This is a genomic window from Bacillus marasmi, assembly GCF_902168435.1.
Taxonomy (GTDB): domain Bacteria; phylum Bacillota; class Bacilli; order Bacillales; family Cytobacillaceae; genus Bacillus_BU; species Bacillus_BU marasmi.
In genome coordinates, this window is the sequence record NZ_LR656164.1 from 350053 (window position 1) to 375335 (window position 25283).

The 25283-nt window shown below is 38.7% G+C and carries 25 protein-coding genes and 1 tRNA gene; 19 read left to right on the forward strand and 7 right to left on the reverse strand.

Translation table 11 applies throughout. The features are described 5' to 3' along the window. Window positions 1–3 precede the first annotated feature (3 nt). A complete protein-coding gene (gene glnA, locus FXW34_RS01690) occupies window positions 4–1341 on the forward strand; it encodes a type I glutamate--ammonia ligase (protein ID WP_147532235.1) in 1338 nt (445 codons plus the stop codon). Window positions 1342–1420: 79 nt separating this feature from the next. Here glnA and FXW34_RS22770 read toward each other — a convergent pair whose 3' ends face one another. Together FXW34_RS22770 and lexA are read right to left on the reverse strand one after the other, a co-directional pair. Then, complete coding sequence (locus FXW34_RS22770) at window positions 1421–1591, reverse strand: hypothetical protein (RefSeq protein ID WP_187118793.1); 171 nt, start codon at window positions 1589–1591, stop codon at window positions 1421–1423. A gap of 105 nt (window positions 1592–1696) precedes the next feature. Continuing rightward, complete coding sequence (gene lexA, locus FXW34_RS01695) at window positions 1697–2320, reverse strand: transcriptional repressor LexA (RefSeq protein WP_147532236.1); 624 nt, start codon at window positions 2318–2320, stop codon at window positions 1697–1699. Window positions 2321–2472: 152 nt separating this feature from the next. On the opposite strand from lexA, the gene yneA reads away from it, so the two are divergent. From yneA to FXW34_RS01710, 3 genes are read left to right on the forward strand one after another with little or no spacing between them, the layout of a single operon-like run. Beyond that, entirely contained in the window at window positions 2473–2787 is a 315-nt protein-coding gene (yneA, locus tag FXW34_RS01700; RefSeq protein WP_147532237.1) for a cell division suppressor protein YneA, read from the forward strand. Window positions 2788–2805: 18 nt separating this feature from the next. Beyond that, window positions 2806–3495, forward strand: coding sequence for a YneB family resolvase-like protein (locus tag FXW34_RS01705; RefSeq protein ID WP_147532238.1), 690 nt, complete (start codon window positions 2806–2808; stop codon window positions 3493–3495). A 45-nt stretch (window positions 3496–3540) separates the two neighbouring features. Next, on the forward strand, window positions 3541–3774 hold the full coding sequence (locus tag FXW34_RS01710; protein ID WP_147532239.1) for a DUF896 domain-containing protein: 234 nt from the start codon (window positions 3541–3543) through the stop codon (window positions 3772–3774). An 81-nt stretch (window positions 3775–3855) separates the two neighbouring features. Here the strand turns inward: FXW34_RS01710 and FXW34_RS01715 are convergent, their stop codons facing one another. Then, complete coding sequence (locus FXW34_RS01715) at window positions 3856–5061, reverse strand: MFS transporter (protein WP_147532240.1); 1206 nt, start codon at window positions 5059–5061, stop codon at window positions 3856–3858. Between the two features lie 210 nt (window positions 5062–5271). On the opposite strand from FXW34_RS01715, the gene tkt reads away from it, so the two are divergent. The 9 genes from tkt (at window position 5272) to FXW34_RS01760 (ending at window position 17428) form a co-directional block, all read left to right on the forward strand. Then, the gene (gene tkt / locus FXW34_RS01720) at window positions 5272–7272 is read left to right on the forward strand and encodes a transketolase (RefSeq protein WP_147532241.1); all 2001 of its coding nucleotides are present in this window, start codon (window positions 5272–5274) and stop codon (window positions 7270–7272) included. Window positions 7273–7496: 224 nt separating this feature from the next. Continuing rightward, window positions 7497–8843 (forward strand): cytochrome ubiquinol oxidase subunit I, encoded by a 1347-nt coding sequence (locus tag FXW34_RS01725; RefSeq protein WP_147532242.1) that lies wholly within the window; start codon window positions 7497–7499, stop codon window positions 8841–8843. After that, window positions 8833–9858, forward strand: a complete 1026-nt coding sequence (gene cydB / locus FXW34_RS01730; RefSeq protein ID WP_147532243.1) for a cytochrome d ubiquinol oxidase subunit II — start codon at window positions 8833–8835, stop codon at window positions 9856–9858. Before FXW34_RS01725 ends, cydB (FXW34_RS01730) begins: the two co-directional genes overlap by 11 nt. A 612-nt stretch (window positions 9859–10470) precedes the next feature. Then, on the forward strand, window positions 10471–11817 hold the full coding sequence (locus FXW34_RS01735; RefSeq protein ID WP_147532244.1) for a cytochrome ubiquinol oxidase subunit I: 1347 nt from the start codon (window positions 10471–10473) through the stop codon (window positions 11815–11817). Beyond that, the gene (gene cydB, locus FXW34_RS01740) at window positions 11807–12832 is read left to right on the forward strand and encodes a cytochrome d ubiquinol oxidase subunit II (RefSeq protein WP_147532245.1); all 1026 of its coding nucleotides are present in this window, start codon (window positions 11807–11809) and stop codon (window positions 12830–12832) included. Before FXW34_RS01735 ends, cydB (FXW34_RS01740) begins: the two co-directional genes overlap by 11 nt. 153 nt (window positions 12833–12985) lie before the next feature. Then, entirely contained in the window at window positions 12986–13426 is a 441-nt protein-coding gene (gene sirA, locus FXW34_RS01745) for a sporulation inhibitor of replication protein SirA (RefSeq protein ID WP_147532246.1), read from the forward strand. A gap of 87 nt (window positions 13427–13513) precedes the next feature. Beyond that, complete coding sequence (locus FXW34_RS01750; RefSeq protein WP_147532247.1) at window positions 13514–13735, forward strand: YneF family protein; 222 nt, start codon at window positions 13514–13516, stop codon at window positions 13733–13735. A 151-nt stretch (window positions 13736–13886) separates the two neighbouring features. Then, window positions 13887–15635 carry an ABC transporter transmembrane domain-containing protein gene (locus FXW34_RS01755; protein ID WP_147532248.1) on the forward strand — a complete coding sequence of 583 codons (1749 nt, stop codon included), beginning with the start codon at window positions 13887–13889 and terminating at the stop codon, window positions 15633–15635. 2 nt (window positions 15636–15637) lie between these two features. Then, entirely contained in the window at window positions 15638–17428 is a 1791-nt protein-coding gene (locus FXW34_RS01760; protein WP_147532249.1) for an ABC transporter ATP-binding protein, read from the forward strand. 54 nt (window positions 17429–17482) lie between these two features. Here the strand turns inward: FXW34_RS01760 and FXW34_RS01765 are convergent, their stop codons facing one another. After that, complete coding sequence (locus FXW34_RS01765) at window positions 17483–17653, reverse strand: aspartyl-phosphate phosphatase Spo0E family protein (protein ID WP_147532250.1); 171 nt, start codon at window positions 17651–17653, stop codon at window positions 17483–17485. A 322-nt stretch (window positions 17654–17975) separates the two neighbouring features. On the opposite strand from FXW34_RS01765, the gene FXW34_RS01770 reads away from it, so the two are divergent. The 3 genes from FXW34_RS01770 to FXW34_RS01780 all read left to right on the forward strand — a co-directional run bounded on the left by FXW34_RS01770 (window position 17976) and on the right by FXW34_RS01780 (window position 19796). Further along, the gene (locus FXW34_RS01770) at window positions 17976–18683 is read left to right on the forward strand and encodes a cytochrome c biogenesis CcdA family protein (protein WP_147532251.1); all 708 of its coding nucleotides are present in this window, start codon (window positions 17976–17978) and stop codon (window positions 18681–18683) included. Between the two features lie 85 nt (window positions 18684–18768). Beyond that, complete coding sequence (locus tag FXW34_RS01775; RefSeq protein WP_147532252.1) at window positions 18769–19125, forward strand: response regulator; 357 nt, start codon at window positions 18769–18771, stop codon at window positions 19123–19125. Window positions 19126–19304: 179 nt separating this feature from the next. Further along, a complete protein-coding gene (locus FXW34_RS01780) occupies window positions 19305–19796 on the forward strand; it encodes a CcdC family protein (RefSeq protein WP_147532253.1) in 492 nt (163 codons plus the stop codon). A gap of 969 nt (window positions 19797–20765) precedes the next feature. On the opposite strand, the gene FXW34_RS01785 is transcribed toward FXW34_RS01780, so the two are convergent. After that, window positions 20766–21191 carry a DUF2621 domain-containing protein gene (locus tag FXW34_RS01785; RefSeq protein WP_147532254.1) on the reverse strand — a complete coding sequence of 142 codons (426 nt, stop codon included), beginning with the start codon at window positions 21189–21191 and terminating at the stop codon, window positions 20766–20768. A 268-nt stretch (window positions 21192–21459) separates the two neighbouring features. Between FXW34_RS01785 and FXW34_RS01790 the strand changes: the two genes are divergently transcribed. Further along, window positions 21460–21556, forward strand: a tRNA-Sec gene (locus tag FXW34_RS01790). A 146-nt stretch (window positions 21557–21702) separates the two neighbouring features. After that, window positions 21703–22215, forward strand: coding sequence for a DUF6398 domain-containing protein (locus FXW34_RS01795; RefSeq protein WP_246140801.1), 513 nt, complete (start codon window positions 21703–21705; stop codon window positions 22213–22215). Window positions 22216–22352: 137 nt separating this feature from the next. Here the strand turns inward: FXW34_RS01795 and FXW34_RS01800 are convergent, their stop codons facing one another. After that, window positions 22353–23774: an AAA family ATPase gene (locus FXW34_RS01800; RefSeq protein WP_147532255.1), complete on the reverse strand. Its 1422-nt coding sequence runs from the start codon at window positions 23772–23774 to the stop codon at window positions 22353–22355. A 187-nt stretch (window positions 23775–23961) separates the two neighbouring features. After that, window positions 23962–24165 (reverse strand): hypothetical protein, encoded by a 204-nt coding sequence (locus FXW34_RS01805; protein WP_147532256.1) that lies wholly within the window; start codon window positions 24163–24165, stop codon window positions 23962–23964. A 635-nt stretch (window positions 24166–24800) separates the two neighbouring features. Here FXW34_RS01805 and FXW34_RS01810 point away from each other — a divergent pair. Further along, window positions 24801–24986: a hypothetical protein gene (locus tag FXW34_RS01810; RefSeq protein ID WP_147532257.1), complete on the forward strand. Its 186-nt coding sequence runs from the start codon at window positions 24801–24803 to the stop codon at window positions 24984–24986. Window positions 24987–25283: the final 297 nt, after the last annotated feature.

The following is a 25283-nucleotide window of genomic DNA, read 5'->3' on the forward strand; positions in this document are numbered from 1 at the left end:
GAAATGCCAAAGAATTACACTAAAGAAGATATTTTTAGAATGGCGAAAGAAGAGAATGTGAAATTCATCCGTCTGCAATTTACGGATATCCTTGGAACAATCAAAAACGTAGAAATTCCTGTTAGCCAGCTTGAAAAAGCATTAGATAATAAAATGATGTTTGATGGTTCTTCAATCGAAGGTTTCGTGCGGATCGAAGAGTCTGATATGTACCTATATCCAGACCTAAGCACTTGGGTGATTTTCCCTTGGACAGCTGAAAAAGGTAAAGTTGCACGTCTTATCTGTGACATCTACAATTCAGATTTAACACCATTTGAGGGTGATCCTCGTAACAATTTAAAACGTGTTCTAAACGAAATGAAAGAATTAGGCTTCACAAACTTTAACCTAGGGCCTGAGCCAGAATTCTTCTTATTTAAATTAGATCAACAAGGTGAACCAACACTTGAATTAAATGATAACGGTGGATACTTTGACCTTGCTCCAACTGACCTTGGTGAAAACTGCCGTCGTGATATCGTGCTTGAACTTGAAGAAATGGGCTTCGAAATTGAAGCATCTCACCATGAGGTTGCGCCAGGGCAACACGAAATCGATTTCAAATATGCAGATGCATTAACAGCATGTGACCAAATTCAAACATTCAAGCTTGTTGTAAAAACAATTGCTCGTAAGCATGGGCTACATGCGACATTCATGCCAAAACCATTGTTCGGTGTAAACGGTTCTGGTATGCACTGTAACCTTTCATTATTTAAAGATGGTCAAAACGCATTTTATGATACAAGCAAAAACTTAGAATTAAGTGATGATGCACTTCACTTCATCGCAGGTATCATTAAGCATGCTCATAGCTTTACAGCTGTAACAAACCCAACTGTTAACTCATATAAGCGTTTAGTTCCTGGTTACGAAGCACCTTGTTATGTTGCTTGGTCAGCTCGCAACCGTTCACCATTAATTCGTATCCCAGCATCACGCGGATTAAGTACTCGTGTTGAAGTTCGTAGCGTTGACCCAGCTGCTAACCCATATCTAGCAATGGCTGTATTATTAAAAGCTGGCTTAGACGGAATTAAGAACAAAATTACTCCTCCAGCTCCAGTTGACCGTAACATCTACGTGATGACTAAAGAAGAGCGTATCGAGGCGGGAATCGATGATCTACCAGCAACATTAGCAATGGCTTTAGAAAACCTTCAAGCTGATGAAGTTATCACAGCTGGATTAGGTTCGCACATTCTTGAGCACTTTGTTGAAGCGAAAGAGATTGAATGGGATATGTTCCGTACGACCGTTCACCAATGGGAAAGAGACCAGTATATGAAAATGTTCTAATCTTAGGACTGTTTTATTTGAAACCGAACTTGGCGTAGTGCTGGGTTCGGTTTTTTTGTATGTTTGAGTTAGACGGGCGCTAAGCGAGTGGCGAGAATGATTGAAAATGTGACAGAGATGTGACAACGGCTAATAGAAGTGTAGATTCGACTAATAGAACCACGAAAACGGCAAATAGAAGTGCAGATTCGGCTAATAGAACCACAAAAACGGCTAATAGAACCACGAATTCCGCTAATAGCCGAGACACTGGAAAACGTCTAATTGAATATTTGTAAAATAAAAAAGGATCCAAAACCCACTTGGATTTTGAATCCTATCATTAATCAATCTATGAAATTACTAGAACCGAACTTTAATGAATGTGGCGATAAACCCCAATTACCTTACCTAAAATGGAGACATTTTGAAGAATAATTGGCTCTAACGCTGAATTTTCTGGCTGTAAGCGAATATAGTCTTTTTCTTTAAAGAAGCGTTTTACGGTTGCTTCATCTTCCTCGGTCATGGCGACAACAATTTCACCATTTTGAGCTGTTTTTTGCTGCTTCACGATGACGTAGTCTCCGTCCAAAATCCCTGCTTCAATCATACTATCTCCCATTACTTCGAGCATAAATACCTGTTCATCTCCAGCAGCTAAGCGCTCAGGAAGCGGGAAAAATTCTTCAACATTCTCGATTGCTGTAATCGGAACCCCTGCAGTAACCTTACCTACAACCGGAACATTAATCACTTTGTTTTTAGGGATGTTGCTCTCTTCGTCAATATCCAGTATTTCAATCGCGCGAGGTTTTGTTGGGTCGCGGCGAATAAGTCCTTTGCTTTCTAATCTTGCTAAATGCCCATGTACTGTAGAGCTAGATGCCAAACCAACCGCTTCGCCAATTTCGCGTACGGAAGGGGGATAGCCTTTTTTTCTAACTTCTTCTTTTATGTAGTCTAATATATTCTGTTGCCGCTTTGATAACTTTGTCATTCTTCCCACCTCATATGGTTTTCTAATTAATCTCATTATAGCACAATAAATTGGAAAAATACAAACATAAGTTCGAATATTAGTTGACACAAACGGACGTTCGTAATATACTCATTTTAGAACATATATTCGTAATTGTAGGGGTGCTAATCATGAAGTTAATTTGGGAACGTTATTCATATGTTATTTTACTTATTGCTGTAAGTTATATTGCGATTTTTGCTGTTATACATAAGCTCGATCATACAGATGGATTTATTAATGTAACCGTTCAAGAAGGAGAGTCACTTTGGGAAATTGCTGAGAGATATTCTGAAAGTAATAATATGTCTTCGCAAGAATTTGTTCATTGGGTTAAACAAGAAAATGGAATCGATGAAGGTATGATTAATCCGGGTGATCAATTAATGATTCCAGTACAGGAAGGACTTACTTCAACAGACGTAACAGTTCTCGCTGGAGAGTAATAACAAGGGGATTTCAAAATGAACCGTAACAATGCAATTATATATTGTCGTGTCAGTACGACAAAGGAAACACAGGAAACTTCACTAGCGAGGCAAGAGGAGGAATTGATTCAGCTTGCTAATCAACATGATTTTAATATATTGACGATAATTAAAGAACAGGCAAGTGGTTATGACTTGGAAAGGGAAGGGGTGTTGCGCCTCCTGTCTTTGATTAAAGAAGGGCATGTTCACGCTATTTTAATTCAAGATGAGACTCGATTAGGAAGAGGAAATACGAAAATTGTGTTGCTGCATTGCATTATGAAGGAAGGGGTAAAGCTTTACTCTGTCGATCAAAATGGCGAATTACAAATTTCCGAATCCGACTCGATGGTTCTAAAGATAGTCGGTATGGTTGAGGAGTATCAACGAAAATTACATAATATTAAAATAAAAAGGGGCATCAATCGAGCTATAAAAAGTGGCTATGATCCCCAAAAGAATTTGAAAAATCAAGGCTTGAATTCAGGTAGAAAACAAAAGGAAATTCCGATAGAAGAAATTATAAAACTAAGGCAAAATCAGTTAACCTTTGCTGAAATAGCCGCAACGTTAAGAGGGTTTGGTTTTGATGTCTCAAAGGCAACAGTGCATCGGAGATATCAGGAATATATGGAAACTCCCCAAAATCAAGCCCAACGGCTTGTCAAAAACAATGACATTTAGTAATATGGCATTTAGTTGACTGTTTTATAAAGGAGTAAAAATTAAATGCAACTAAATGAGTTAATTGCAAGAATTAATGAATTAGCGAAGAAAGCAAAGACGACTGGATTGACAATGGAAGAAGCAAAAGAGCAATCAAAGCTTCGGGCAAAATACCTTGAATCTTTCCGTTCGCAAGTACTCAATACGATTAAGAGTGTTAAAATCGTAGATCCTGAGGGTAATGATGTTACACCAGCTAAATTAAAAGATTTAAAATCAAAAAAAGGCCTTCATTAAAAAGAAATAGGGGAATGCCTTTACCGTTCATTCCCCTTTCTATCCTTTTCAAAACTTCCATTCAAGAACTCCACAAACAATTTAAGTTAATTCCGTATTCTTTGTTTCTTTTCCTAAAAATAAGACTGATAATGCACCAACAACAATAGCTATAGTGAAGATGGTGAACATGGTAGGGATTGCTACTTCTCTGGCTACCAAATAACCAACTAGAAGTGGACCAAATATACCGCCAATACGTCCGAACGAAGCTGCCATACCTGCTCCGGTTCCGCGGATTACTGCTGGATATTGTTCTGGTGTGTATGCATACAAGGCGCCCCATGCCCCTAAATTAAAGAAGGACAAAAGAATCCCAGCGGTAATTAATAGCCCCAATGAATCTGCAAATCCGAAGAAATAGGCACTTAAAGCCGTACCGATTAGATAGGTAACCAAGACGAATTTTCGCCCTAACCGTTCAATAAACCATGCTGCTGTAAAGTATCCTGGTAATTGCGCAAGAGTCATAATCAGAACGTATTGAAAGCTTTTAATTAAGCTAAAACCTTTCATAACCATGACGCTTGGAAGCCACATAAACATTCCGTAGTAGGAAAAGACGACACAGAACCACAAAATCCATAGCATTGTTGTTTGGGTCGTATGAGGCTTGGCCCAAACTGCCACTATATTTTCTAAAGCACTAACCTTTACATTGTGTTTTTGAGCTAAAAATTGTGGTGAATCTGGTAGCTTGACTCTTAAATAAAGTGCATAAAATGCAGGCAATGCGCTAATAAGCAAGGCGGTTTCCCAACCGTATTTTGGGATGATAAAAAACGAAATTAATGCTGAAATCAACCAACCTCCAGCCCAAAAGCTTTCTAGGAGAACGACTACTTGACCACGTTTTTCTGCTGGGACAATTTCGGACACTAATGTTGAAGCTACAGGCAGTTCTCCACCTAGTCCCATTCCAATTAAAAATCTTAAAATCATGAACATTGTCAGCGTTGTCGAGAAGGCGGATAAGCCGCTGCCAACAGAAAAAAGCAATAAGGTGATAATAAAAACGTTTTTTCGACCGATGCGGTCTGCCATTAATCCGAAAGCAAATGCGCCAACAGCCATACCGATAGAATTGATACTGCCTATCCATCCCATTTGTTCCGTTGTTAATCCCCAGTCCTTTTGTAAAGCAGCGATAATGAAGGAAAGCATTCCGACATCCATTGCGTCAAATAACCATCCTAATCCTGCTATGCCCAAAAGCCTTTTTTGAGTTACCGATTTTGTAGTGTTCATTCATATCTCTCCAATCAAGGGCGGAATTCATTATAGAATTATTTTAACCAAATCTTGTACTTTACAAATTATTTGAGCATTTTTAGTCATACTAACAGAGAAATCGTCATTTTTTTTAAAAAAAGCAATGCTATTGGTTGTGTTAAAAAGCTTAGAACTATAATATAAAAAGTGTGTAATCTTATGTTAATTATGGAAAGGATGAAACAAATGTTTGAAAAAATCGATTCCTTATCGATAAATTCCATTCGCACATTGTCGATTGATGCGATAGAAAAAGCAAATTCCGGGCATCCGGGAATGCCAATGGGTGCTGCACCTATGGCGTATACTTTGTGGACTCGTTATATGAACCACAATCCTAAAAATCCAAATTGGATTAACCGTGATCGTTTTGTGCTAGCTGCTGGACACGGATCAGCTCTATTATATAGCTTGCTCCACTTATCTGGATATGATTTATCGATGGATGATTTGAAGAACTTCCGTCAATGGGGCAGTAAAACACCTGGTCACCCTGAATTTGGTCATACTGCTGGAGTTGATGCAACTTCAGGTCCACTTGGACAAGGTATTGCAATGGCAGTTGGGATGGCTATGGCTGAAAGACATTTAGCTGCACAATATAATAAAGATAACTTTAATATTGTTGACCACTATACATATTCAATCTGTGGCGATGGCGATTTGATGGAGGGGGTTTCTTCAGAAGCAGCTTCACTTGCTGCCCACCTTCAATTAGGTCGTTTAGTTGTTCTTTATGATTCAAATGACATTTCACTAGATGGCGATTTACACAAGTCTTTCTCTGAAAGTGTTGAAGGTCGCTTTAAAGCATACGGATGGCAATATATCCGTGTTGAAGATGGAAATGACCTTAATGCAATCGCAAAGGCAATTGAAGAAGCGAAGCAAGATGTAACCCATCCAGCTATCATTGAAGTAAAAACAGTTATCGGCTACGGTTCACCTAACAAATCTGGTAAGTCCGATGTACACGGATCACCGCTTGGCGCCGATGAGTTGAAACTAACTAAAGAGGCATATCAGTGGACATTCGAAGAGGACTTCCATGTTCCGGAGGATGTATATGCTCATTTCAACCAACAAGTTGTTGAAAATGGTGCTAATAAAGAAAAAGAGTGGAACGACCTGTTTGCACAATATAAAGAGGCGTACCCTGAACTAGCTCAACAATTTGAACTTGGAGCAAAAGGAGACCTTCCTGAAGGTTGGTCAAAAGATGTTCCTGTTTATCAAGAAGGTAAAAGTGTAGCAAGCCGCGCTTCTTCTGGTGAGGTACTTAATGCAATCGCGAAAAATGTACCATATTTCATCGGTGGATCGGCTGACCTTGCTGGATCTAATAAAACGACAATCAAAGGAGCGGGCGATTACTCTCGCGATTCATACGATGGCCGCAATATTTGGTTCGGCGTGCGTGAATTTGCGATGGGTGCTGCTTTAAATGGTATGGCTCTTCATGGTGGCTTAAAGGCGTTTGGAGGAACATTCTTCGTATTCTCCGATTACGTGAAGCCTGCTATTCGTCTTTCTGCTTTAATGGGTCTTCCAGTGACTTATGTGTTTACTCATGACAGTATCGCTGTAGGTGAAGACGGTCCAACCCATGAACCAATTGAGCAATTGGCTGGTTTGCGCGCTATGCCTAACTTGTCAGTGATTCGTCCAGCTGACGGAAATGAAACAGCGGCTGCTTGGAAGCTTGCGCTTGAATCAAAATCCGTTCCAACAGCACTTGTATTAACTCGTCAAAACCTTCCAACAATCAAGGGTACAGATGCAGCTGCATATGAAGGTGTTTCTAAAGGTGCTTACGTTGTATCGCCTGCAACAAAAGAAACTGCCGATGCTCTCCTGATTGCTGCTGGTTCTGAAGTAGGTCTAGCAGTTGAAGCACAGAAGGCTCTTGCGCAAGATGGTATTGATGTTGCTGTTGTCAGCATGCCTTCATGGGATCGTTTCGAAAAACAAACTAAAGAATATAAAGACTCTGTCATTCCGAAAAACGTAAAGAAACGTTTAGGAATTGAAATGGGATCTTCATTAGGTTGGCACAAGTACACTGGTGATGAAGGCGATGTATTGGCGATTGACCAATTTGGCGCATCTGCACCTGGTGAAAAAGTAATGGCTGAATACGGCTTCACCGTAGAAAACGTTGTAGCACGCCTAAAAGCTATTTTATAAAAATAAAAAAGATACTTTAGGAGGAACGAATCAGTGATTCGTTCCTTTTTTATGTCAAATAACTTATTAAAAGTTCTTCACAGGACAATGTTGGAAACGCATAGGGGTTTTCCCCTATGTGCTCATTTTGTCACAATCATGCAACAAATTTAACAAATTTGTGAATATTTTTATAATATAATATAGGAAGAGTTAGAATATTTTTCTAATAGGAGGGGAGCAATGTGGATGTATTACTCTTGAGTCGGTTGCAGTTTGCCATTACAGTTTTTTACCACTTCTTGTTTGTGCCGATGACAATCGGAACAGTTATTTTAGTGGCTGTAATGGAAACAAAGTATGCTCGCTCGGGAAATGTGCTTTACCGCAACATGGCAGACTTCTGGGGAAAGCTATTTTCAATTAACTTTGTCCTCGGTGTTATTACGGGTATTACAATGGAGTTTCAGTTTGGGACGAACTGGTCAGAGTATTCAAGGTATGTAGGTGATATCTTTGGATCACCATTGGCAATTGAGGCACTATTAGCATTCTTTTTAGAGTCAACTTTTATGGGAATTTGGCTTTTTGGTAAAAACAAATTCTCACCAAAGATGCGCGCATTTGCCATCTGGATGGTTGCTTTAGGTACAAATATTTCTGCACTTTGGATTATTACTGCTAATGGATTTATGCAAAACCCAGTTGGATACACCTTAGCCAATGGAAGAGTAGAGCTAGAAAGCTTTAGTGCACTAGTAACAAATCCATATGCCTGGCGAATGTTTTTCCACACTGTAATTGGATGTTACATAGTTGGCTCATTCTTCGTGATGGCTGTATCTGCTTATCATTTATTACGCAAAAATAACGTGGAATTTTTCAAAAAATCATTTAAATACGCCCTCGTGATGGCTTTGTTCGCAAGCACAGCCACCCCATTCTTAGGTCATCAATCCGGCGTGTTCGCAACCGAGATTCAACCAGCAAAAGGTGCTGCAATGGAAGCGGTTTGGGAAACACAAACAGGAATGCCTTTTCACATCATCCAAATCCCTGATCAAGAAAACAGAACAAATTCAATTGAATGGTTAAGTATACCAAAGCTAGGAAGCTTCTTCTATACGAACGATTTTGATGGAACAGTCACTGGACTCAATGATATTCCAGCAGATGAACAGCCACCGGTAAATCTAGTTTATTATAGCTTCCGGGCAATGGTGGTCCTTGGTATGGCATTTCTTGTCATAGCGTGGTATGGATTTTATCTCTATTGGAAGAATCGTCTAGTAAATTCACCTAAATATTTAAAATTAGTACTTTATTCAGTGCTGCTACCGTATCTTACCATTAACTTAGGTTGGATGGTTGCCGAAGTTGGACGTCAGCCGTGGTCTGTATATGGTTTGATGAAAACTGCTGATGCGGTCTCACCAATTGCTACCGGACAAATTTGGTTTTCACTGGTGAGCCTTGTTGCCTTCTATACTGTACTATTAATAGCAGACGTATATTTGCTTGTAAAATACGCGAAAAAAGGACCGGAATCCTTAATGGTTGTCAAAGGAGGTACAGAAAGCCATGTCTCATGATACGTTGGCCGTAATTTGGTTTGGGTTATGGGGACTCATTTGGACGGTCTACATCTTTTTGGACGGTTATGATTTAGGGACTGGCATGCTATTTCCGTTTGTTGCAAAAAATCGCCCTGAACGAAATCAGCTTCAGGAAGCAATCGGGCCATTCTGGGGTGGTAATGAAGTATGGTTATTAACAGCCGGAGGAGCAACGTTTGCGGCGTTTCCGGGTGCCTATGCGGACATGTTCTCTTTCCTTTATGAGGCGATGTTTTTAATCCTATTCTCCTTATTCATCCGGGCAGTTGGTCTTGAGTTTATGCATAAGCATGATTCGCCAAAATGGGTTAGTACCTGGAAATGGGCGTTTGCGGTAGCGAGTTTCTTGATTGCACTTCTGTTCGGAGTAGCATTTGCGAATCTATATCGTGGTCTATTAATTGGCGAAGCTGGCTACGAGGGAAATCTAATAAGCTTGTTAAATCCATATGGTATTCTTGGAGGCTTGTTGTTTGTTGCGATGTTCCTCTTATCTGGCTCACTTTGGATTCAATTGAAGACCAACGGAGCTGCAGCTGATCGTTGTAAAAAATTAGCCAAACCTTTCTCAATGATAGCGGCAGGATTGTTAGCGATTTTCTTTGTAGCGACAATGAACTGGACACCACTACCAGATAATTTTAATGAAGTACCTTTCCTTTGGATTGTACCAAGCTTATCACTACTGGCCATCTTTTTGACAGTATTCTTCGTTTATACAAATAAAACTGGACTTGCTTTTACAGGAGTTTGTTTAGCGATTATTACTCAAATGGCAACCGGGTTCGTCGGTATGTTCCCGAATATGCTTGCTTCGAAAATTGATGATGCATACAGTGTAACTTTGTATGATGCTGCGGGTAGTGCCTTGAATTTAGAGGTCATGTTCACAGTAGCATTAATTTTCGTACCGATTGTCATTGCCTACCAGGTTTGGAGCTATTACTTATTTAGAGAGAAAATTACGAAGGAAAAAGCTAAAGGGTATTAGGATTAGAGAGAGATAGAGTGATTAAGAGAACAGTATCTATTAAAAATGACTAACAAATTTTGTTAGTCATTTTTTTGATGTTAGCGATTAATTATGATGGGGAAGGGAAGGTGATGATTGATTGATGCCTGCTGGATGTTTTTCAGCGGACATCAAAGCCGCTATTTCCTCAAAATTTAGTAGTTTTGCTTTGTTATCGGACAGGAGATTCGTTATTACCATGAATAATGGGCTTTATTCACTGATTTTTAGTTAATAAGGTATCATATGTCCGCTTAAATTTATCAAACTAGTAAATATATTAAAATAAGGTCATTTGTGTCCGTATAATAACAAAAGACCATCCTAAGTGCCCGCGTTTTATGAGAAAAGTCCAGGATCGAATCAAGCGGTCCTGGTTTTTTGCGTCCGGAACCACCTTTTTACTATAAAGACAGTGTTTATCATAAGTACAAAACGATTTCAACTACCTATATCACGTTTTTGACAATAGACACAAACTGTTCAAAAGTATGACACGAGTTAGACACAAGTGACTATTATCACAGAATATTTTTGTACTATAATAATTGTCATAGAGAGATATATTAATATAACAGGGAGGAAATAACGATGGAAGAAGTATTACTGTTAAGCAGATTGCAATTTGCGATTACAGTGTTTTATCATTTTCTATTTGTACCGTTAACAATTGGACTTGTCATTCTAGTAGCAATCATGGAGACAAATTACGCGAGGACATTGAATCCACTATATCGAAACATGGCTGATTTCTGGGGTAAGCTTTTTTCGATAAATTTTGTACTTGGAGTTATTACCGGAATTACGATGGAGTTTCAATTTGGTACGAACTGGTCTGAGTATTCACGTTACGTCGGAGACATTTTCGGATCTCCACTCGCGATTGAAGCATTACTTGCATTTTTCCTTGAATCAACATTTATGGGAATCTGGTTATTTGGAAGAAATAAATTTTCACCAAAAATGCGCGCCTTCTCAATTTGGATGGTTGCATTAGGAACGAATATTTCAGCATTATGGATTATCACCGCAAATGGATTTATGCAAAACCCGGTCGGCTATAAATTAACCGATGGACGAGTGGAATTACAAAGCTTTAGTGCTCTAGTAACTAATCCATATGCGTGGAACATGTTTTTCCACACAGTCATCTCTTGCTATATCGTTGGTTCATTTTTCGTCATGGCAGTGAGTGCTTATCATTTATTAAGAAAGAACAAAGTGGACTTTTTCAAAAAATCATTCAAATACGGACTTATAATGGCTGTGTTCGCAGCTACCGCAACACCGTTCTTAGGACATCAATCAGGCGTTTATGCAACTAGCGTTCAACCGGCGAAGGGAGCAGCGATGGAAGCTGTTTGGGAAACACAAACAGAATTACCATTTAGCATTATCCAAATCCCAGACCCAGAAAACAAGAAAAACTTTGAAGCATTAACCATTCCTGGCTTAGGCAGCTTCTTCTATACAAATAGCTTTGATGGAAAAGTAACCGGACTTAACGATATTCCGGAGGATGAACAGCCGAATGTTCCTTTAGTATACTATAGCTTCCGCGCCATGGTCGCACTTGGAGTATTTTTCATGGCATTAACATGGTATGGAGTGTACGTTTATCGCAAAAACCGTTTACTTGAGTCTAAAAAATACTTAAAGCTTGTTCTTTATTCAGTGTTATTACCGTATTTAGCGATTAACCTTGGCTGGATGGTGGCAGAAGTTGGCCGTCAACCGTGGGTTGTGTATGGATTAATGAAAACAACCGACGCTGTTTCACCAATTTCCTTAGGTCAAATTGGCTTCTCACTCGTGAGTCTAGTGGTATTCTATACGGTATTATTAATTGCTGATGTTTACTTAATTATTAAATATGCGAAACAAGGACCTGAAGTAGCGAAAGAAGCAAAAGGAGGGGAAGTAAGCTATGTCTCATGATGTGCTAGCAATTACGTGGTTTGGACTTTGGGGATTGATCTGGACCGTTTATATTTTCTTAGATGGATACACTCTTGGTACAGGTATGCTATTTCCATTCGTAACGAAAAACCGTCAAGAACGCAATCAATTACAGGAAGCAATTGGCCCGTTTTGGGGCGGAAACGAAGTTTGGTTGTTAACTGCAGGTGGCGCAACATTTGCGGCATTCCCTGGTGCATACGCCGATATGTTCTCCTTCCTTTATGAAGCGATGTTCTTAATTCTTTTCGCATTATTCATTCGGGCAACAGGACTTGAGTTTATGCATAAGGTTGATTCAGCTCGTTGGCAAAATTCGTGGAAATGGGCATTTGCAATTGCTAGTTTCTTGATTGCGCTCCTATTCGGAGTAGCGTTTGCAAACCTGTACCGCGGTTTGTTAATCGGGGCTAACGGTTATGAAGGAAATCTATTAAGCTTGCTAAATCCATATGGATTATTGGGTGGAATCTTATTTGTATCCATGTTCCTACTTTCTGGTTCGCTTTGGATCCAGCTAAAAACAACTGGGGCAGTAGCACAGCGTGTCAAAAAGTTAGCTCGAACTTTTTCAATGCTTGCGGCTGGAGTACTTGCCATCTTCTTTGTGGCTACAATGAATTGGACGCCGATTGCTGGTAATTTTAATGAAGTACCAGTGCTATGGATTATTCCAAGTTTATCATTAATTTCGATTTTACTTTCTGTCATGTTTGTTTTTAAAGATAAAATTGGTGCTGCCTTTACAACGGTTTGCTTGGCAATTATTTTGCAAATGGCAACTGGATTTGTCGGTATGTTCCCGAATATGCTAACTTCAATTATCGGCGATGAATTCAGCGTAACGCTTTATTCAGCAGCGGGAAGCGCCTTAAACTTAAAGGTCATGTTCACGGTAGCGGTCATTTTCGTTCCAATCATCATCGCCTACCAAGTTTGGAGCTACTTCTTATTCAAAGATAAAATCACAAAAGAAAGTGCAAAAGGATACTAACAAAAAGAGAGCCGTTAAGGCTCTCTTTTTCTCTCAATGACCGAAACAATGTTATTCGACAAAAGTAGTGATAGTTTTTGACGCTTTAAGACAAACCTCCCATTGACTTTTTTTTATAATGAAAGAAAAGGTCGCAGGTTAGGGGGAGTACCATTGAGATCCTATCAGCTATATTTAATAGAAGATGAGTTTGCCTCCCATTACTTTGGAAAAGAACGGTTGTTTTTTGAATTATTCCTTGAAAAAGAACAATCGCAAGGCGAGCTTAAACAAATCATTGAAAAGCAAATCCAATTTATCACTAAGCCACTTCCAACCTTCAACCTGCATAAGGTAATTACACAAAAATTAGGGAAAAATAAGGATTTTCGCTATGAAAACGGGGTATATTATATTCAAAGAAAAGGCGTAAAAAGTTCTGCTAGACTGAAGATTACCAATCGAGTCGCCTATTTAGAGTCGAACGGAAGCTATGATACGGAAACCATCTTTTTTGAAGCATTAAGGCAATGTGAAACGTCCTTTTTAGCGATGGATTTTGAGCATCAACGCTACGGCTGGCTTAATCCAATCAAGGAAAGAAAATTTGTCTAAAATGCACAAAATTTGATGCAGATATTGTATAATTACCTTTGGTCTAGTACACTGTATGATAGACAACACGAAGGAGGAAGTTTTTATATGTGGGTTAACATTCTAGTCGGCATACTAGCGTTAGCTGCTGGTGTAGCTCTAGGATTTTTCATTGCTCGGAAATATATGATGGACTACTTAAAGAAAAATCCGCCAATTAACGAACAAATGCTAAAAATGATGATGATGCAAATGGGTATGAAACCATCGCAAAAGAAAATCAATCAAATGATGAACGCCATGAATAAACAGGGTCAAGGAAATAAATAAGGTAGACAAGCACTCTCATTAATGAAGGGTGCTTTTTTCTTTCTCGAAAAATCATTCCCCAAACGCCGTATCACTGTCTAATTTTTATAAAATTTGGTAAACTGTTTTATCAATATAATTTTCCAACACCACAAAGGAAGGAGGGCCAAACTTGAAGATTTTTCTTGATTTAATGTGGTTTTTTAAAGAAGAGAAAAAAGCCTATCTATCAGGAATTTTCGTCCTGCTAATTGTTGCGTTGCTGATCTTAATTCCACCACGAGCGATTGGTATTATTGTTGACCATATCCACGACGGAACGCTAACGCTTGGCATTCTGACGTTTTGGGTCTGCATGCTACTCCTTTCCGGGCTCACGATGTATGGCCTTCGCTATTATTGGCGGATTAAAATTTTCGGTTCTGCTGTTAAGCTGGCAAGACTACTTCGGGACCGCCTTTATGAGCATTTTACGAAAATGTCTCCGGCCTTCTATCAAAAGTGGCGCGTCGGCGATCTAATGGCCCATGCCACCAACGACCTCCAAGCAATCCAGCAGACCGCTGGAATGGGTGTGTTAACGATGGTTGACGCACTGATTACCGGTAGTATTGTCATCATCACGATGGTGGCGACGATTAGCTGGAAATTGACACTCATCTGTATGATTCCCATGCCTCTCATGGCAATCCTAACAAGCTGGTACGGTACACACTTACATAAACGGTTTCACAAGGCACAAGAAACCTTTTCAACTTTAAATGATAAAACACAAGAAAGCATAACTGGCATTAAAGTAATCAAAACCTTCGGACAGGAACAGGAGGACATTGCTGATTTTAAAAATAAATCAGAGGACGTTGTCGAAAAAAATATTGCCGTTGCCCGAATCGATGCTTTATATGATCCAACCATCTCCATCGTCATTGGCATATCCTATTTTCTCGCGATTGCGTTTGGGGCAAGGATGGTGTTAAACGGGGAACTGACGATCGGCGAATTAATTTCGTTTACAACCTATTTAGGTTTATTGATTTGGCCGATGCTAGCATTTGGCTGGCTGTTTAATATCGTAGAACGGGGTCGCGCCTCGTATGACCGTGTTATGACTCTACTAAATGAAAAAATCGAGATTGTTGACCTAGCCGCAGCGGTAGATGAAGTACCGAGCGGGGACATCCAATACGGAATTCATAGCTTCACTTATCCTAATGAAACAAAGCCAGTGCTCCAAGATATTTCATTCACTTTAAAGCAGGGACAAACATTAGGGATTGTGGGCAAGACTGGCGCTGGAAAAACCACGTTGTTAAAGCTTTTGCTCCGAGAGTTTGAAGGACCAGATTTGAAGATTTTGTTTGGTGGAAAACCTCTTTCTTTTTATAAAATCAAGCAGCTAAGACGCGCGATTGGTTATGTGCCGCAGGACCATTTTTTATTTTCAGCAACAGTAGGTGAAAACATCGCCTTCGGTCAGCATGATGCTGCAAAGGAAGACATCATCAAGGCCGCCACAATTGCAAATATCGCAGAGGACATTGAACGATTTTCTGAAAAATATGAAACAGTTGTCGGTGAACGTGGTGTTTCGCTTTCAGGTGGACAAAAGCAGCGAATATCCATCGCTCGGGCGCTGCTTCTCAATCCTGAAGTGTTGATCCTCGATGATTCGCTATCTGCAGTCGATGCGAAAACGGAAGAGGGGATTCTCACCGCATTAAAACGCAATCGTTCCGGAAAAACAACAATCATCACCTCGCACCGATTAAGCGCAATCGCCCATGCCGATTTGATTATTGTATTAGAGCAGGGACGCATGGTCGAACAAGGGAACCACCAGAAATTAATGGAACAAAATGGCTGGTACAAGGAAATGTATCTCCGCCAGCAACTCGAAGACCAAGTGGAACACGGAGGTTAATTATGGACAAAACCACCGTCTTAACCGGAAAACAGCAGCGGAAGGTATTATTCCGGCTGTTAACTTATACGAAGCCGCATCGGAAATTGATTATCACAGCATTTAGCCTATTGCTACTGACAACAATTGGTGATGTCCTCGGACCGATTATCGTAAAAATCTTTATAGATGACTATTTAACACCGCGAAATCTCAGTTTTCAGCCGCTATTTACATTAGGGGCAGCTTATCTCGCCATTCAGATTGGCAATGTGATTGTTTCCTATTTTCAATACTTCAAATTTCAGGAAATAGCGATGTACATTATTCATCAGCTCCGACTCGATGTATATACAAAGGTCCAGCAGCTGGGTCTTCGTTATTTTGACAAAACACCAGCAGGGAGCATTGTATCTAGAGTCACCAATGATACTGAAGCAATCAAGGATATGTTTATAAACGTACTGGTTACCTTTATCCAGAGCGGGTTTATGATGCTTGGAATATTTATAGCGATGTTCAGCTTGAATGTGAAATTAGCGTTCTTTTGCTTATTCATTCTTCCAATCATTTTCTGGCTGATTCGTTCGTACCGGAAATATAGCTCTATTTTTTATCAAGATATGCGGGAACGCTTAAGTCAACTCAATGCGAAGCTCAGCGAATCTCTACAAGGAATGGCTATGATTCAAATGTTTCGCCAGGAAAAGCGGTTGCGGCAGGAATTTGCGGAGACGAATCACCAGCATTTCTTGGCTGGCATGAAAAATATTAAAGTGGACGGACTCTTACTTAGACCTGCAGTCGATTTGATTTATATCATCGCCCTCATGATTGTCTTAAGCTTCTTCGGAATTAGTTCGTTTAATAGTCCGATAGAAGTCGGCGTTCTGTATGCCTACGTAAATTATTTGGATCGCTTTTTTGAACCAGTCAATAATATGATGATGCGCCTGTCCATGTACCAGCAGGCGATTGTCGCGGCATCACGTGTGTTTGGGCTGTTGGATGAAAATGATGTGGCGCCGTCCCAAAAGGGTGAAGCAGCCAAGATTACCGAGGGTGAAATTGAGTTCCGCAACGTCAGTTTTTCCTATGATGGTAAGCAAGATGTACTCAAGGATATTTCTTTTAAAACAAAGCCAGGGGAAACCGTCGCACTAGTCGGGCATACCGGAAGCGGGAAAAGCTCGATAATTAATCTGCTTATGCGCTTTTATGAGTTTGAACGCGGAGATATTCTTATTGATGGTAGGTCGATAAAGGATTATTCAAAACAGGAATTACGGAGGAAAATGGGGCTTGTCCTCCAAGACCCGTTTCTGTTCTATGGGACGGTGAACGATAATATTCGACTTCATGATCAAGCGATGACTGATGAACAAATCAGCTCGGCCGCCCAATTTGTCCAGGCTCATACGTTTATTGAAAAGCTAGAAAAAGGATATCAGCATCAAGTTGTTGAAAGAGGGGCAACGTTCTCTAGTGGTCAGCGCCAGCTCATCGCCTTTGCCAGAACGATTGCGACAAACCCGAAAATCCTCGTTCTCGACGAGGCAACTGCCAATATCGATACCGAGACAGAAGAAGCCATCCAATCGGCACTGAAAAAAATGAGCGAGGGAAGAACAACGATTGCGATTGCCCACCGACTCTCAACTATTCAAGAGGCTAATGAAATTCTGGTGCTTTATCAGGGGCGTATCGTCGAAAGAGGGAATCACCAAGAGCTATTAGCGAAACAAGGGCTCTACTATAAAATGTACCTACTGCAAAATGGAAGCGTTGATTTAGTCGAAAGGGAAGTCCAATGAGTGTGGAGGACAAACAAAAAAGCAGATTGGAAAAGTTTGTGCTCCAATCTGCTTTTAATGTGTCTGGATTTTTTTTATATAAATGTTATTGTATTTATTAAGTAATTCGTCTAGTTCTTGGCTATGGCGTATTGCTGCCGATGAACTGAGTCCTTTTTTTGAAACAACAGAAATCAATTCTGCCCGTTTCTGTTCAATGAGGGTAAGCAGGTCATGTTTTAACAAGGTATTGGTCCTTTCACATTTTATTTGTAAAAATCGTTAACGTTTTTTGAAATAAAATGAAAAATTGTAAAGTAAATGACATTTGTGCACATTACTTTCACTATTATAGCCGAGTTTGATTGTAAATTCAAAGACAAAACAGTAAAAAAATTCATATTCTATATATTTCGAAAAATTGTCACAATGTCTACTTATCATTATTACTGTATTTATGTAAAATACGGTACAGGGCATAAATTGTTCACAGCTTCTTCAGTATCATTAAGAAAAAAGTTTTGTTAGAATGAGACAAGGACAAAAGTAAAAAAGGGATGTGTAATGAATGGATGAAATTAATATCTTCTTAGCACTCGGTGCGGGATTTTTAAGCTTCATTTCACCATGTTGTTTACCATTATATCCGGCCTTTCTGTCGTATATAACTGGGATGAGTGTAGGAGAATTAAAGAGTGAAAATGGTATGCTGCAAAAGCGCAGCTTGCTACATACATTATTCTTCCTTGTCGGCTTTTCAGCTATCTTTATCGCTCTGGGCTTTGCCACATCATTGGTTGGTCAATTCTTCAGAGAATACAATGATCTAATCCGACAAGTCGGCGCCATTTTTATTATTCTTTTCGGACTTGTAATTGTTGGTGTATTCAAGCCTGAATTTTTAATGAAGGAAAGACGCTTTGAAATTAAAAACCGCCCATCAGGGTATTTGGGCTCCGTGTTAATCGGGATGGCATTCGCAGCTGGATGGACTCCTTGTACAGGTCCAATTCTTGGAGTGGTTATTTCACTAGCAAGTACAAATCCAAGCTCTGGAATGCTATATATGATCGCCTATTTACTCGGCTTCGCCATTCCATTCTTCGCTCTATCATTCTTTATCGGTAGAATGCAATGGATTCGTAAGAACAATGTGAAAATTATGAAAATCGGTGGCTGGATTATGATTGTCATGGGTATCGTGTTATTCTTTGACTGGATGACAAAAATCATTATCTTTATCCAGCAGTTTACTGGTGGCTTTACTGGATTTTAATAAGTAGTTTATAGTATGCTACACTAGTATCGGCACAAAATGAGTGGTTAAATCTTTCCTGGTTTTAATCGTGGGAGGGTAATGGATGGCGAGAATTTTAATCATTGATGATGCACAATTTATGAGATCGATGCTAACGAATATTTTAGTAAAAGCAAATCATGAAATCGTTGGTGAAGGTGAAACCGGTAAAGAAGCAGTCCAGCTCTTTTTTGAAAAGAAACCAGATTTAACGATCATGGATATTACGATGCCGGAAATGAGCGGGGTTGAAGCAACGAAGGCCATCAAGCGTGATTTTCCAGATGCTAATATTATCATGTGCTCAGCGATGGGACAGCAAAAAATGGTTCTCGAAGCAATCGAAGCCGGCGCTAAAGACTTTATCATCAAGCCATTTAATGAAAGTAGAGTATTGGAGACCATCAAACGGTTTCTATAAGATGAACAAGCCATTTAAGGATTCCTTAAATGGCTTGTTTTGACTACAATTTTGCTGAAATGTTGAAATAAGGTGCGAATGATTTTGTCCATTTCAAGGATAATATGAGTTTCCATTTTTCTTTTTTGTAGTTTTGTATATAATGTTAGTGTAAAACTTAAAAGATAAGGATGAAAAATATGAATTGGGTCGTTCTTTCTTCAATCGGTGCCGTCTTCATGGGGACTTTCGTCATGATTATGAGAATCCGGTCCGCAAAAAAACCAGCAAGTGCCAAGAAAATTATTCTACCACCTTTGTTTATGAGCACTGGTGCACTGATGTTTTTATTCCCAATGTTTCGCGTGACGCCATTAGAAGTAATTGAGGCTGCCTCAGTCGGCATGCTCTTCTCGATTTTGTTAATTAAAACGTCTAAGTTTGAAATACGTGATCAAGATATTTACCTAAAACCGTCCAAGGCATTCGTTTTTATTTTAATAGGATTACTGGTTCTCCGAATCATCATGAAATCGCTCATGAGCGCATCATTCGATGTCGGCGAGCTCGGCGGTATGTTCTGGATCCTAGCATTCGGAATGATCGTCCCATGGCGCGTTGCCATGTACATGAACTTCCGCAAGCTGCAATTGCAACTGCAAGGGCAGACGACTAACGTAACGACGGTATAAGAAATAGGGGACAGACCGAATTTTGTTGAATTCCCTAAAATAAAGCAAGTGGAGGAAAGATATCGTTTCTTTTTTCTCCACTTGCTTTTGCTTATTTGAATAAGTAGGGTCTTCATGAGTTCATTTGTGTTGAATTGTGGTCGGGGATTGAACTCATGGGGCGTTTATGAGTTCATTTGTGAGGATTTGAAGCCGGGTTTTGAACTCATGAGGTGTTCATGAGTTCATTTGTGTTGATTTGTGGTCAGGTATTGAACTCATGAGGCGTTCATGAGTTCATTTTAGGTGATTTAGAGCCGAGAATTGAACTCATGAGGCGTTTATGAGTTCATTTGTGAGGATTTGAAGCCGGGTTTTGAACTCATGAGGTGTTCATGAGTTCATTTGTGTTGATTTGTGGTCAGGTATTGAACTCATGAGGCGTTCATGAGTTCATTTTAGGTGATTTAGAGCCGAGTATTGAACTCATGAGGTGTTTATGAGTTCATTTTAGGTGATTTAGAGCCGAGTATTGAACTCATGAGGTGTTTATGAGTTCATTTTAGGTGATTTAGAGCCGAGTATTGAACTCATGAGGTGTTTATGAGTTCATTTTAGGTGATTTAGAGCCGAGTATTGAACTCATGAGGTGTTTATGAGTTCATTTTAGGTGATTTAGAGCCGAGTATTGAACTCATGAGGTGTTTATGAGTTCATTTTAGGTGATTTAGAGCCGGGTATTGAACTCATGAGGTGTTTATGAGTTCATTTTAGGTGATTTAGAGCCGAGTATTGAACTCATGAGGTGTTTATGAGTTCATTTTAGGTGATTTAGAGCCGAGTATTGAACTCATGAGGCGTTTATGAGTTCATTTGTGATGATTTGGAGCCGGGTATTGAACTCATGAGGTCTTCATATGATTACTTCAGTAAGCAAAATAAAAAAATGAACCTATGAGATATTCATAAGTTCATTTCTAAGAATCCAGTCTAGAAAAATTGTTCATATGGAGTGAGGTCGATGTGACGCTCGTCCATTTTTTTACGCAAAAATTTATGATCGCGCTTTGGTGTCGCTAAAATATAGCCGCGGATAATTAAATCCTGGGTAATTACTGTGGCGTTCTCAGCTAAGGCAAGCTCACCAATTTTTCCAGCAATCTTTTGCTTAGCAACATCACGGAATAATTCAGGAACCGGGCTCACAAGATCATTTAGGAACTCTTTCTGCTCGTCACCCCAAAGCTCGAGCGTTTCATTAATATAAAATAGTTCCCAATCCATATCGGACTTGCCATCTTGCTTTGGTAATTTCTTGAAAAACTTACGAAACATAAAGTAGCCGCCAATTGTCATCAAAACAACCATGACAGCGCACCAAAAGGCGATAAACCACATAAACCAATCTTGAAGCATATCTTTCACCTACAAAACCATTTTTTTCGGGCAGCATTGCTTGACCAACGAGAAAAATTGATATTTACGAATTTCACAAAGCAAAGCGTATCTTTGATAAAATCAAAAATGCAAAATATTCTGCCCTTACTTAGTTTCATTATAGTCTGATTTATGAATAACTGACAAGTAAATGGCAACCTCGACACGATTCGTCATTTTTCGTATTTTCCACTTGTAAATGTGGTGATATGTTAGTATAATAAAACTTGTCACTTCTAATAATCATGGGGCTGGATGGGGTACTGGTGTCCTCCGCGGTCTTCAAAACCGTCTGTGACCTGCGTGCCAGGTCAGGTGAGTTCGATTCTCACGCGGTCCCGCCAAATGTTGATACTATTACATATTTAACCGTACTGAGTGTATTTTGCTCGTACGGTTTTTTGATGTTTTTCTGTACCGAGATATGTTGAGAAAACCTAAATTCTAACCTGAATTTCTTGACAAGTTTTTGAATATGGAAAAAAATATAATGAAACAGAAGAATTGGAGTAGGATGCTTCTATATTTCGATGGAAAATTTAAAAAAAGGATTGATACTATGACCAGCAACAAAGAACAGATTGCAGGAAAGAAAGCACAATTAATGCAATTGGCTACTGATTTTAGTAAAGAATATTTAACCGAAGAATATGATGTTCTTATCGAAAAATTGATAAGCAAAATGGCTAGAAAAAGAGACGTCCCTTTTATGTCGGGTAAAATTGAAATCTGGGCAGCGGCAGTTATTCATGCGTTGGGTACTATTAATTTTTTGTTTGATAAAGATAGTGAACCCTATGTGTCAGTTCATGACATTTGTGATTTCTTTGGAACAAAACAAAGTACGACAACTCAAAGGTCAAAACAGATTAAAGACATGTTTAAACTTTCATATTTTAATAGCGATTTTTCCACCGAGTCAAATAATCAGAGTAACCCCATGAATAATTTCATTGAGGTCAATGGTTTTCTTGTTCCGCAGGATTTTTTCAAAAAAAAATAAAAGGGGAATAAAGCATAGAAAAGAGGAGTTGGTCTGCCGTCCATGTTTGCGGTGTTTATTGTTAGGAAACGACCAAACTCCTCTTGCCGTTGGGCATTTGCGATGATTTAGGTTCACAAGAAGGATATCCTCTTTGTTTAGTCCTTAACTTTCAATGTCAACGGCACTCCTTTTTTTACAGTTGCCGTAATGATTTGAATATCTTCCGGTGGTTCTAGATGAGTAACGCCTTCCATATTATCGAGGAAAAGAGGGTATTTGTAACTTGTAAATGTGTTAATTAAGGAAACAATTTCAAGAACACAACGTATTTTTTCACTATTAGAAAGGACCCTATATGTTCTGTTCTTATAGCAAATTTGAAAATCCGGCCGTAATTCACCGTTCTTTAGCACTTTAAATAGCTCAATACTAGTATGTGTAAGGTGTTGATTAATTTGATTTTGGTAATCGTTTGCAGCCACTCCTTGTCGATGCTTCATTCTTTTTAATTCATCTGACAAGGCTTTTTTCTTTATCGTCAAGTCATGTAACTTATTCTCAACATTTATTAACTCCGTAGAATGCTGCGATACTTGATTAATATTTTGCTGGTAGGAAATCATCATTTGTAGCGTCTGTAGTCGCTGCTCTTTTTGGGCTTTTCTTTTTAATAAGTTGGCATAATTTTCTTGGGCATTTCCGATACCAGTTTCAACCTTATCTATTTCTTTTTTTAAATCATAATATCTTGTTTTCTTCAAATTTGTTATCGTCTCAAATTGCTCACTTGAAATCGGTTGAAAGCAAGTTGGGCATCTTTCACCACTTAATCGGACATCGCTTTCTAGTTCCGCCATTTGTTCTATGAAAGACTTCAATTGTGACTTTAATTCGATCCCATTTTCAATTTGTTCCTGTGTCTCATTTGTAATCTTTTCCAATTCAGTTTGTATGGTTTTGATCTCTGCATTAACATGTTCTATTGGTAAAATTGGATCAGGGTTATTGACCATGGCAATTGCTTGTTTTTTCAAAACGACCTTTTGGCCTTCATAAAAGGTTATGTTCGAATGAATTTGTTTTTGCTCCCTGATAATCCGTGCTTTTTCTTTTTCCAACTCATCATAATCATTCCGCTCGGAAAACATATGATCAATCAGAAACGCTCTTGAAGAACTTTTATCTTCATCTGGAAAGAAATCCGGGAAAAAGCAATAAACAAACGCCTTATAGTCACCGACCAATCTTTCTATTTCCTTTTCTTTAACCGGTTTATTGTTTAAAAAAACAGAAGTAGTACCTTTTTGTGCAGTCATCGTTCGTTTGATAGTGTAATCTTGATTATGTATTTGGATAATCATCTCCACATACATCGTTGTTGCGCCTTCTTGTAGGTAATCCTTAATATACATTTTATATCCGTGCCTAGACACACCAAATAAACCGAAAACAATCGCATCCCCAATCGAAGATTTTCCGGTAAAATTGTCCCCAAAAAAATGATTGGTTTTGCCGAATTGATAGCTGCTGTATGTATGACTCTTAAAATTTGAAAGTACCAGTGTTTTAATGAACATGGGATCATCCCTATTTTTTAAGAATAATAAAAAGTATCGCCAGAATACCCTTAGTATTACACATTTTCTGAATGTTGGATATGGCGGATTTTAGTACGATCAGAAGTCTAAACTCAATACTGCAAAAATTTATTATTATTCTCCTTTTTACATCCACAAGACCCGTGGTAACCACTACTATCATGGGCTAATCTTTTACATTCTCCTTATACTTACTAATAATTTCCTCATGAATTTCCGACAGCTCTTTTTTTCCTTCAATATAGTCCTCGAAAAATAGTAAGTCTTCTTCAGGTGGTTCCGGTGAATCTAATGAAGCAATGGAGAATGCATCCCTCACGAATTTTTTTCTTTGTTCTTTGGTTGTATTTTTGATGCTAAATTTATCCATAGTATTTGTTCCTCTTATCCAATATTCAATATCAAATTGTCCTTGCATATATTTTATTAAAATATTAACTTTAGTAGAAATTATTTTTCATATTAAACAAAATGTCATTATTTAATTGCTAAAATTGGTGCGTTTTTGGACAATTTCAATTTTTATCGTCTTGTTTTATTAGTATTTTAGTATGATTAAATGACTCGAAAAATCTCCTTTTATAATACGGGGCGAAATGGTTGAATAACAGTATTTATTTTACCTGGATATAGTTGTTTGCCTTGCTACGATAGCAGTTCCAAAGTGCTTTTCACGAGGGTAACCTCTAATGTAACCGGTATGAATTCGGGCTCAGCCCAAGATTATATTACTAATTTTCTATCAATGATGGACGGAAAAGAGTATCAAAGAGTTATGAGTAATTACGCTACTACATATTGGAATATAAGAAAGGATTTTGGAGAAAGAGCGTTTCAAAAAGCATTAGAGGAAAAAAAACAGCCCCAGTGTTTCCATCAATCAAGATTAGGCGAACAGTTACTGTAGCTGATCGCCATAATTATTCTTAGATTTAAAAAGGTTCAATATTGAAACTTATCTGAGTGAGTGTACGTACTACTTTATATACTTTTGGAGGTGGAAGAATGAGGGAACAAGAGTTTATTGATGTAAAAATGAATGAAAGCGATTCGCTGGCAAACATTTTAGAAGAACTTGTTAATAAAAGAAGAAAAGAAACTGGATCCTACAATATTTTTGTTCAAGATGTTATACCTGTTGGACAAAATCGTTTCACTATTATCTTACGAACTGTTGTAGAAAGTTTCTAGCAACGAAAAGGGGATTTTATAATGGAAAACTCGAGCAAAAAATGTATTAAGTGTGGTAGTACGGAATTTACAGAGGCTACAGATTATATGCCTGTAAAACTTAGCAAGATGTCACTTAGTGGTTCAAATAAAATATACACCTTTTGTTTAGATTGCGGGGAAGTGGATTCTATTCGTATTGAAAACACAACTATTTTTAAAAAGTGAATTATTAATTGTAGGGTTAAGATAATAGATTATATTGATAAATGGTGTAAGTTAATCATTATCGGGTGCTATCCCTAGCAAGGATAAGAG

Excerpts from the sequence above, each read along its gene's own strand:
- FXW34_RS01805 (WP_147532256.1), bottom strand. The coding sequence starts at position 24,165 with ATGGATAAATTTAGCATCAAAAATACAACCAAAGAACAAAGAAAAAAA.
- FXW34_RS01785 (WP_147532254.1), bottom strand. The coding sequence starts at position 21,191 with ATGCTTCAAGATTGGTTTATGTGGTTTATCGCCTTTTGGTGCGCTGTC.
- FXW34_RS01760 (WP_147532249.1), top strand. The coding sequence starts at position 15,638 with ATGGACAAAACCACCGTCTTAACCGGAAAACAGCAGCGGAAGGTATTA.
- lexA (WP_147532236.1), bottom strand. The coding sequence starts at position 2,320 with ATGACAAAGTTATCAAAGCGGCAACAGAATATATTAGACTACATAAAA.
- FXW34_RS01780 (WP_147532253.1), top strand. The coding sequence starts at position 19,305 with ATGAATTGGGTCGTTCTTTCTTCAATCGGTGCCGTCTTCATGGGGACT.
- FXW34_RS01735 (WP_147532244.1), top strand. The coding sequence starts at position 10,471 with ATGGAAGAAGTATTACTGTTAAGCAGATTGCAATTTGCGATTACAGTG.
- FXW34_RS01800 (WP_147532255.1), bottom strand. The coding sequence starts at position 23,774 with ATGTTCATTAAAACACTGGTACTTTCAAATTTTAAGAGTCATACATAC.
- FXW34_RS01770 (WP_147532251.1), top strand. The coding sequence starts at position 17,976 with ATGGATGAAATTAATATCTTCTTAGCACTCGGTGCGGGATTTTTAAGC.
- FXW34_RS01795 (WP_246140801.1), top strand. The coding sequence starts at position 21,703 with ATGAAACAGAAGAATTGGAGTAGGATGCTTCTATATTTCGATGGAAAA.
- FXW34_RS01710 (WP_147532239.1), top strand. The coding sequence starts at position 3,541 with ATGCAACTAAATGAGTTAATTGCAAGAATTAATGAATTAGCGAAGAAA.
- cydB (WP_147532245.1), top strand. The coding sequence starts at position 11,807 with ATGTCTCATGATGTGCTAGCAATTACGTGGTTTGGACTTTGGGGATTG.
- tkt (WP_147532241.1), top strand. The coding sequence starts at position 5,272 with ATGTTTGAAAAAATCGATTCCTTATCGATAAATTCCATTCGCACATTG.
- yneA (WP_147532237.1), top strand. The coding sequence starts at position 2,473 with ATGAAGTTAATTTGGGAACGTTATTCATATGTTATTTTACTTATTGCT.
- FXW34_RS01715 (WP_147532240.1), bottom strand. The coding sequence starts at position 5,061 with ATGAACACTACAAAATCGGTAACTCAAAAAAGGCTTTTGGGCATAGCA.
- FXW34_RS01810 (WP_147532257.1), top strand. The coding sequence starts at position 24,801 with ATGAGGGAACAAGAGTTTATTGATGTAAAAATGAATGAAAGCGATTCG.
- FXW34_RS01750 (WP_147532247.1), top strand. The coding sequence starts at position 13,514 with ATGTGGGTTAACATTCTAGTCGGCATACTAGCGTTAGCTGCTGGTGTA.
- FXW34_RS01775 (WP_147532252.1), top strand. The coding sequence starts at position 18,769 with ATGGCGAGAATTTTAATCATTGATGATGCACAATTTATGAGATCGATG.
- glnA (WP_147532235.1), top strand. The coding sequence starts at position 4 with ATGCCAAAGAATTACACTAAAGAAGATATTTTTAGAATGGCGAAAGAA.
- FXW34_RS01705 (WP_147532238.1), top strand. The coding sequence starts at position 2,806 with ATGAACCGTAACAATGCAATTATATATTGTCGTGTCAGTACGACAAAG.
- cydB (WP_147532243.1), top strand. The coding sequence starts at position 8,833 with ATGTCTCATGATACGTTGGCCGTAATTTGGTTTGGGTTATGGGGACTC.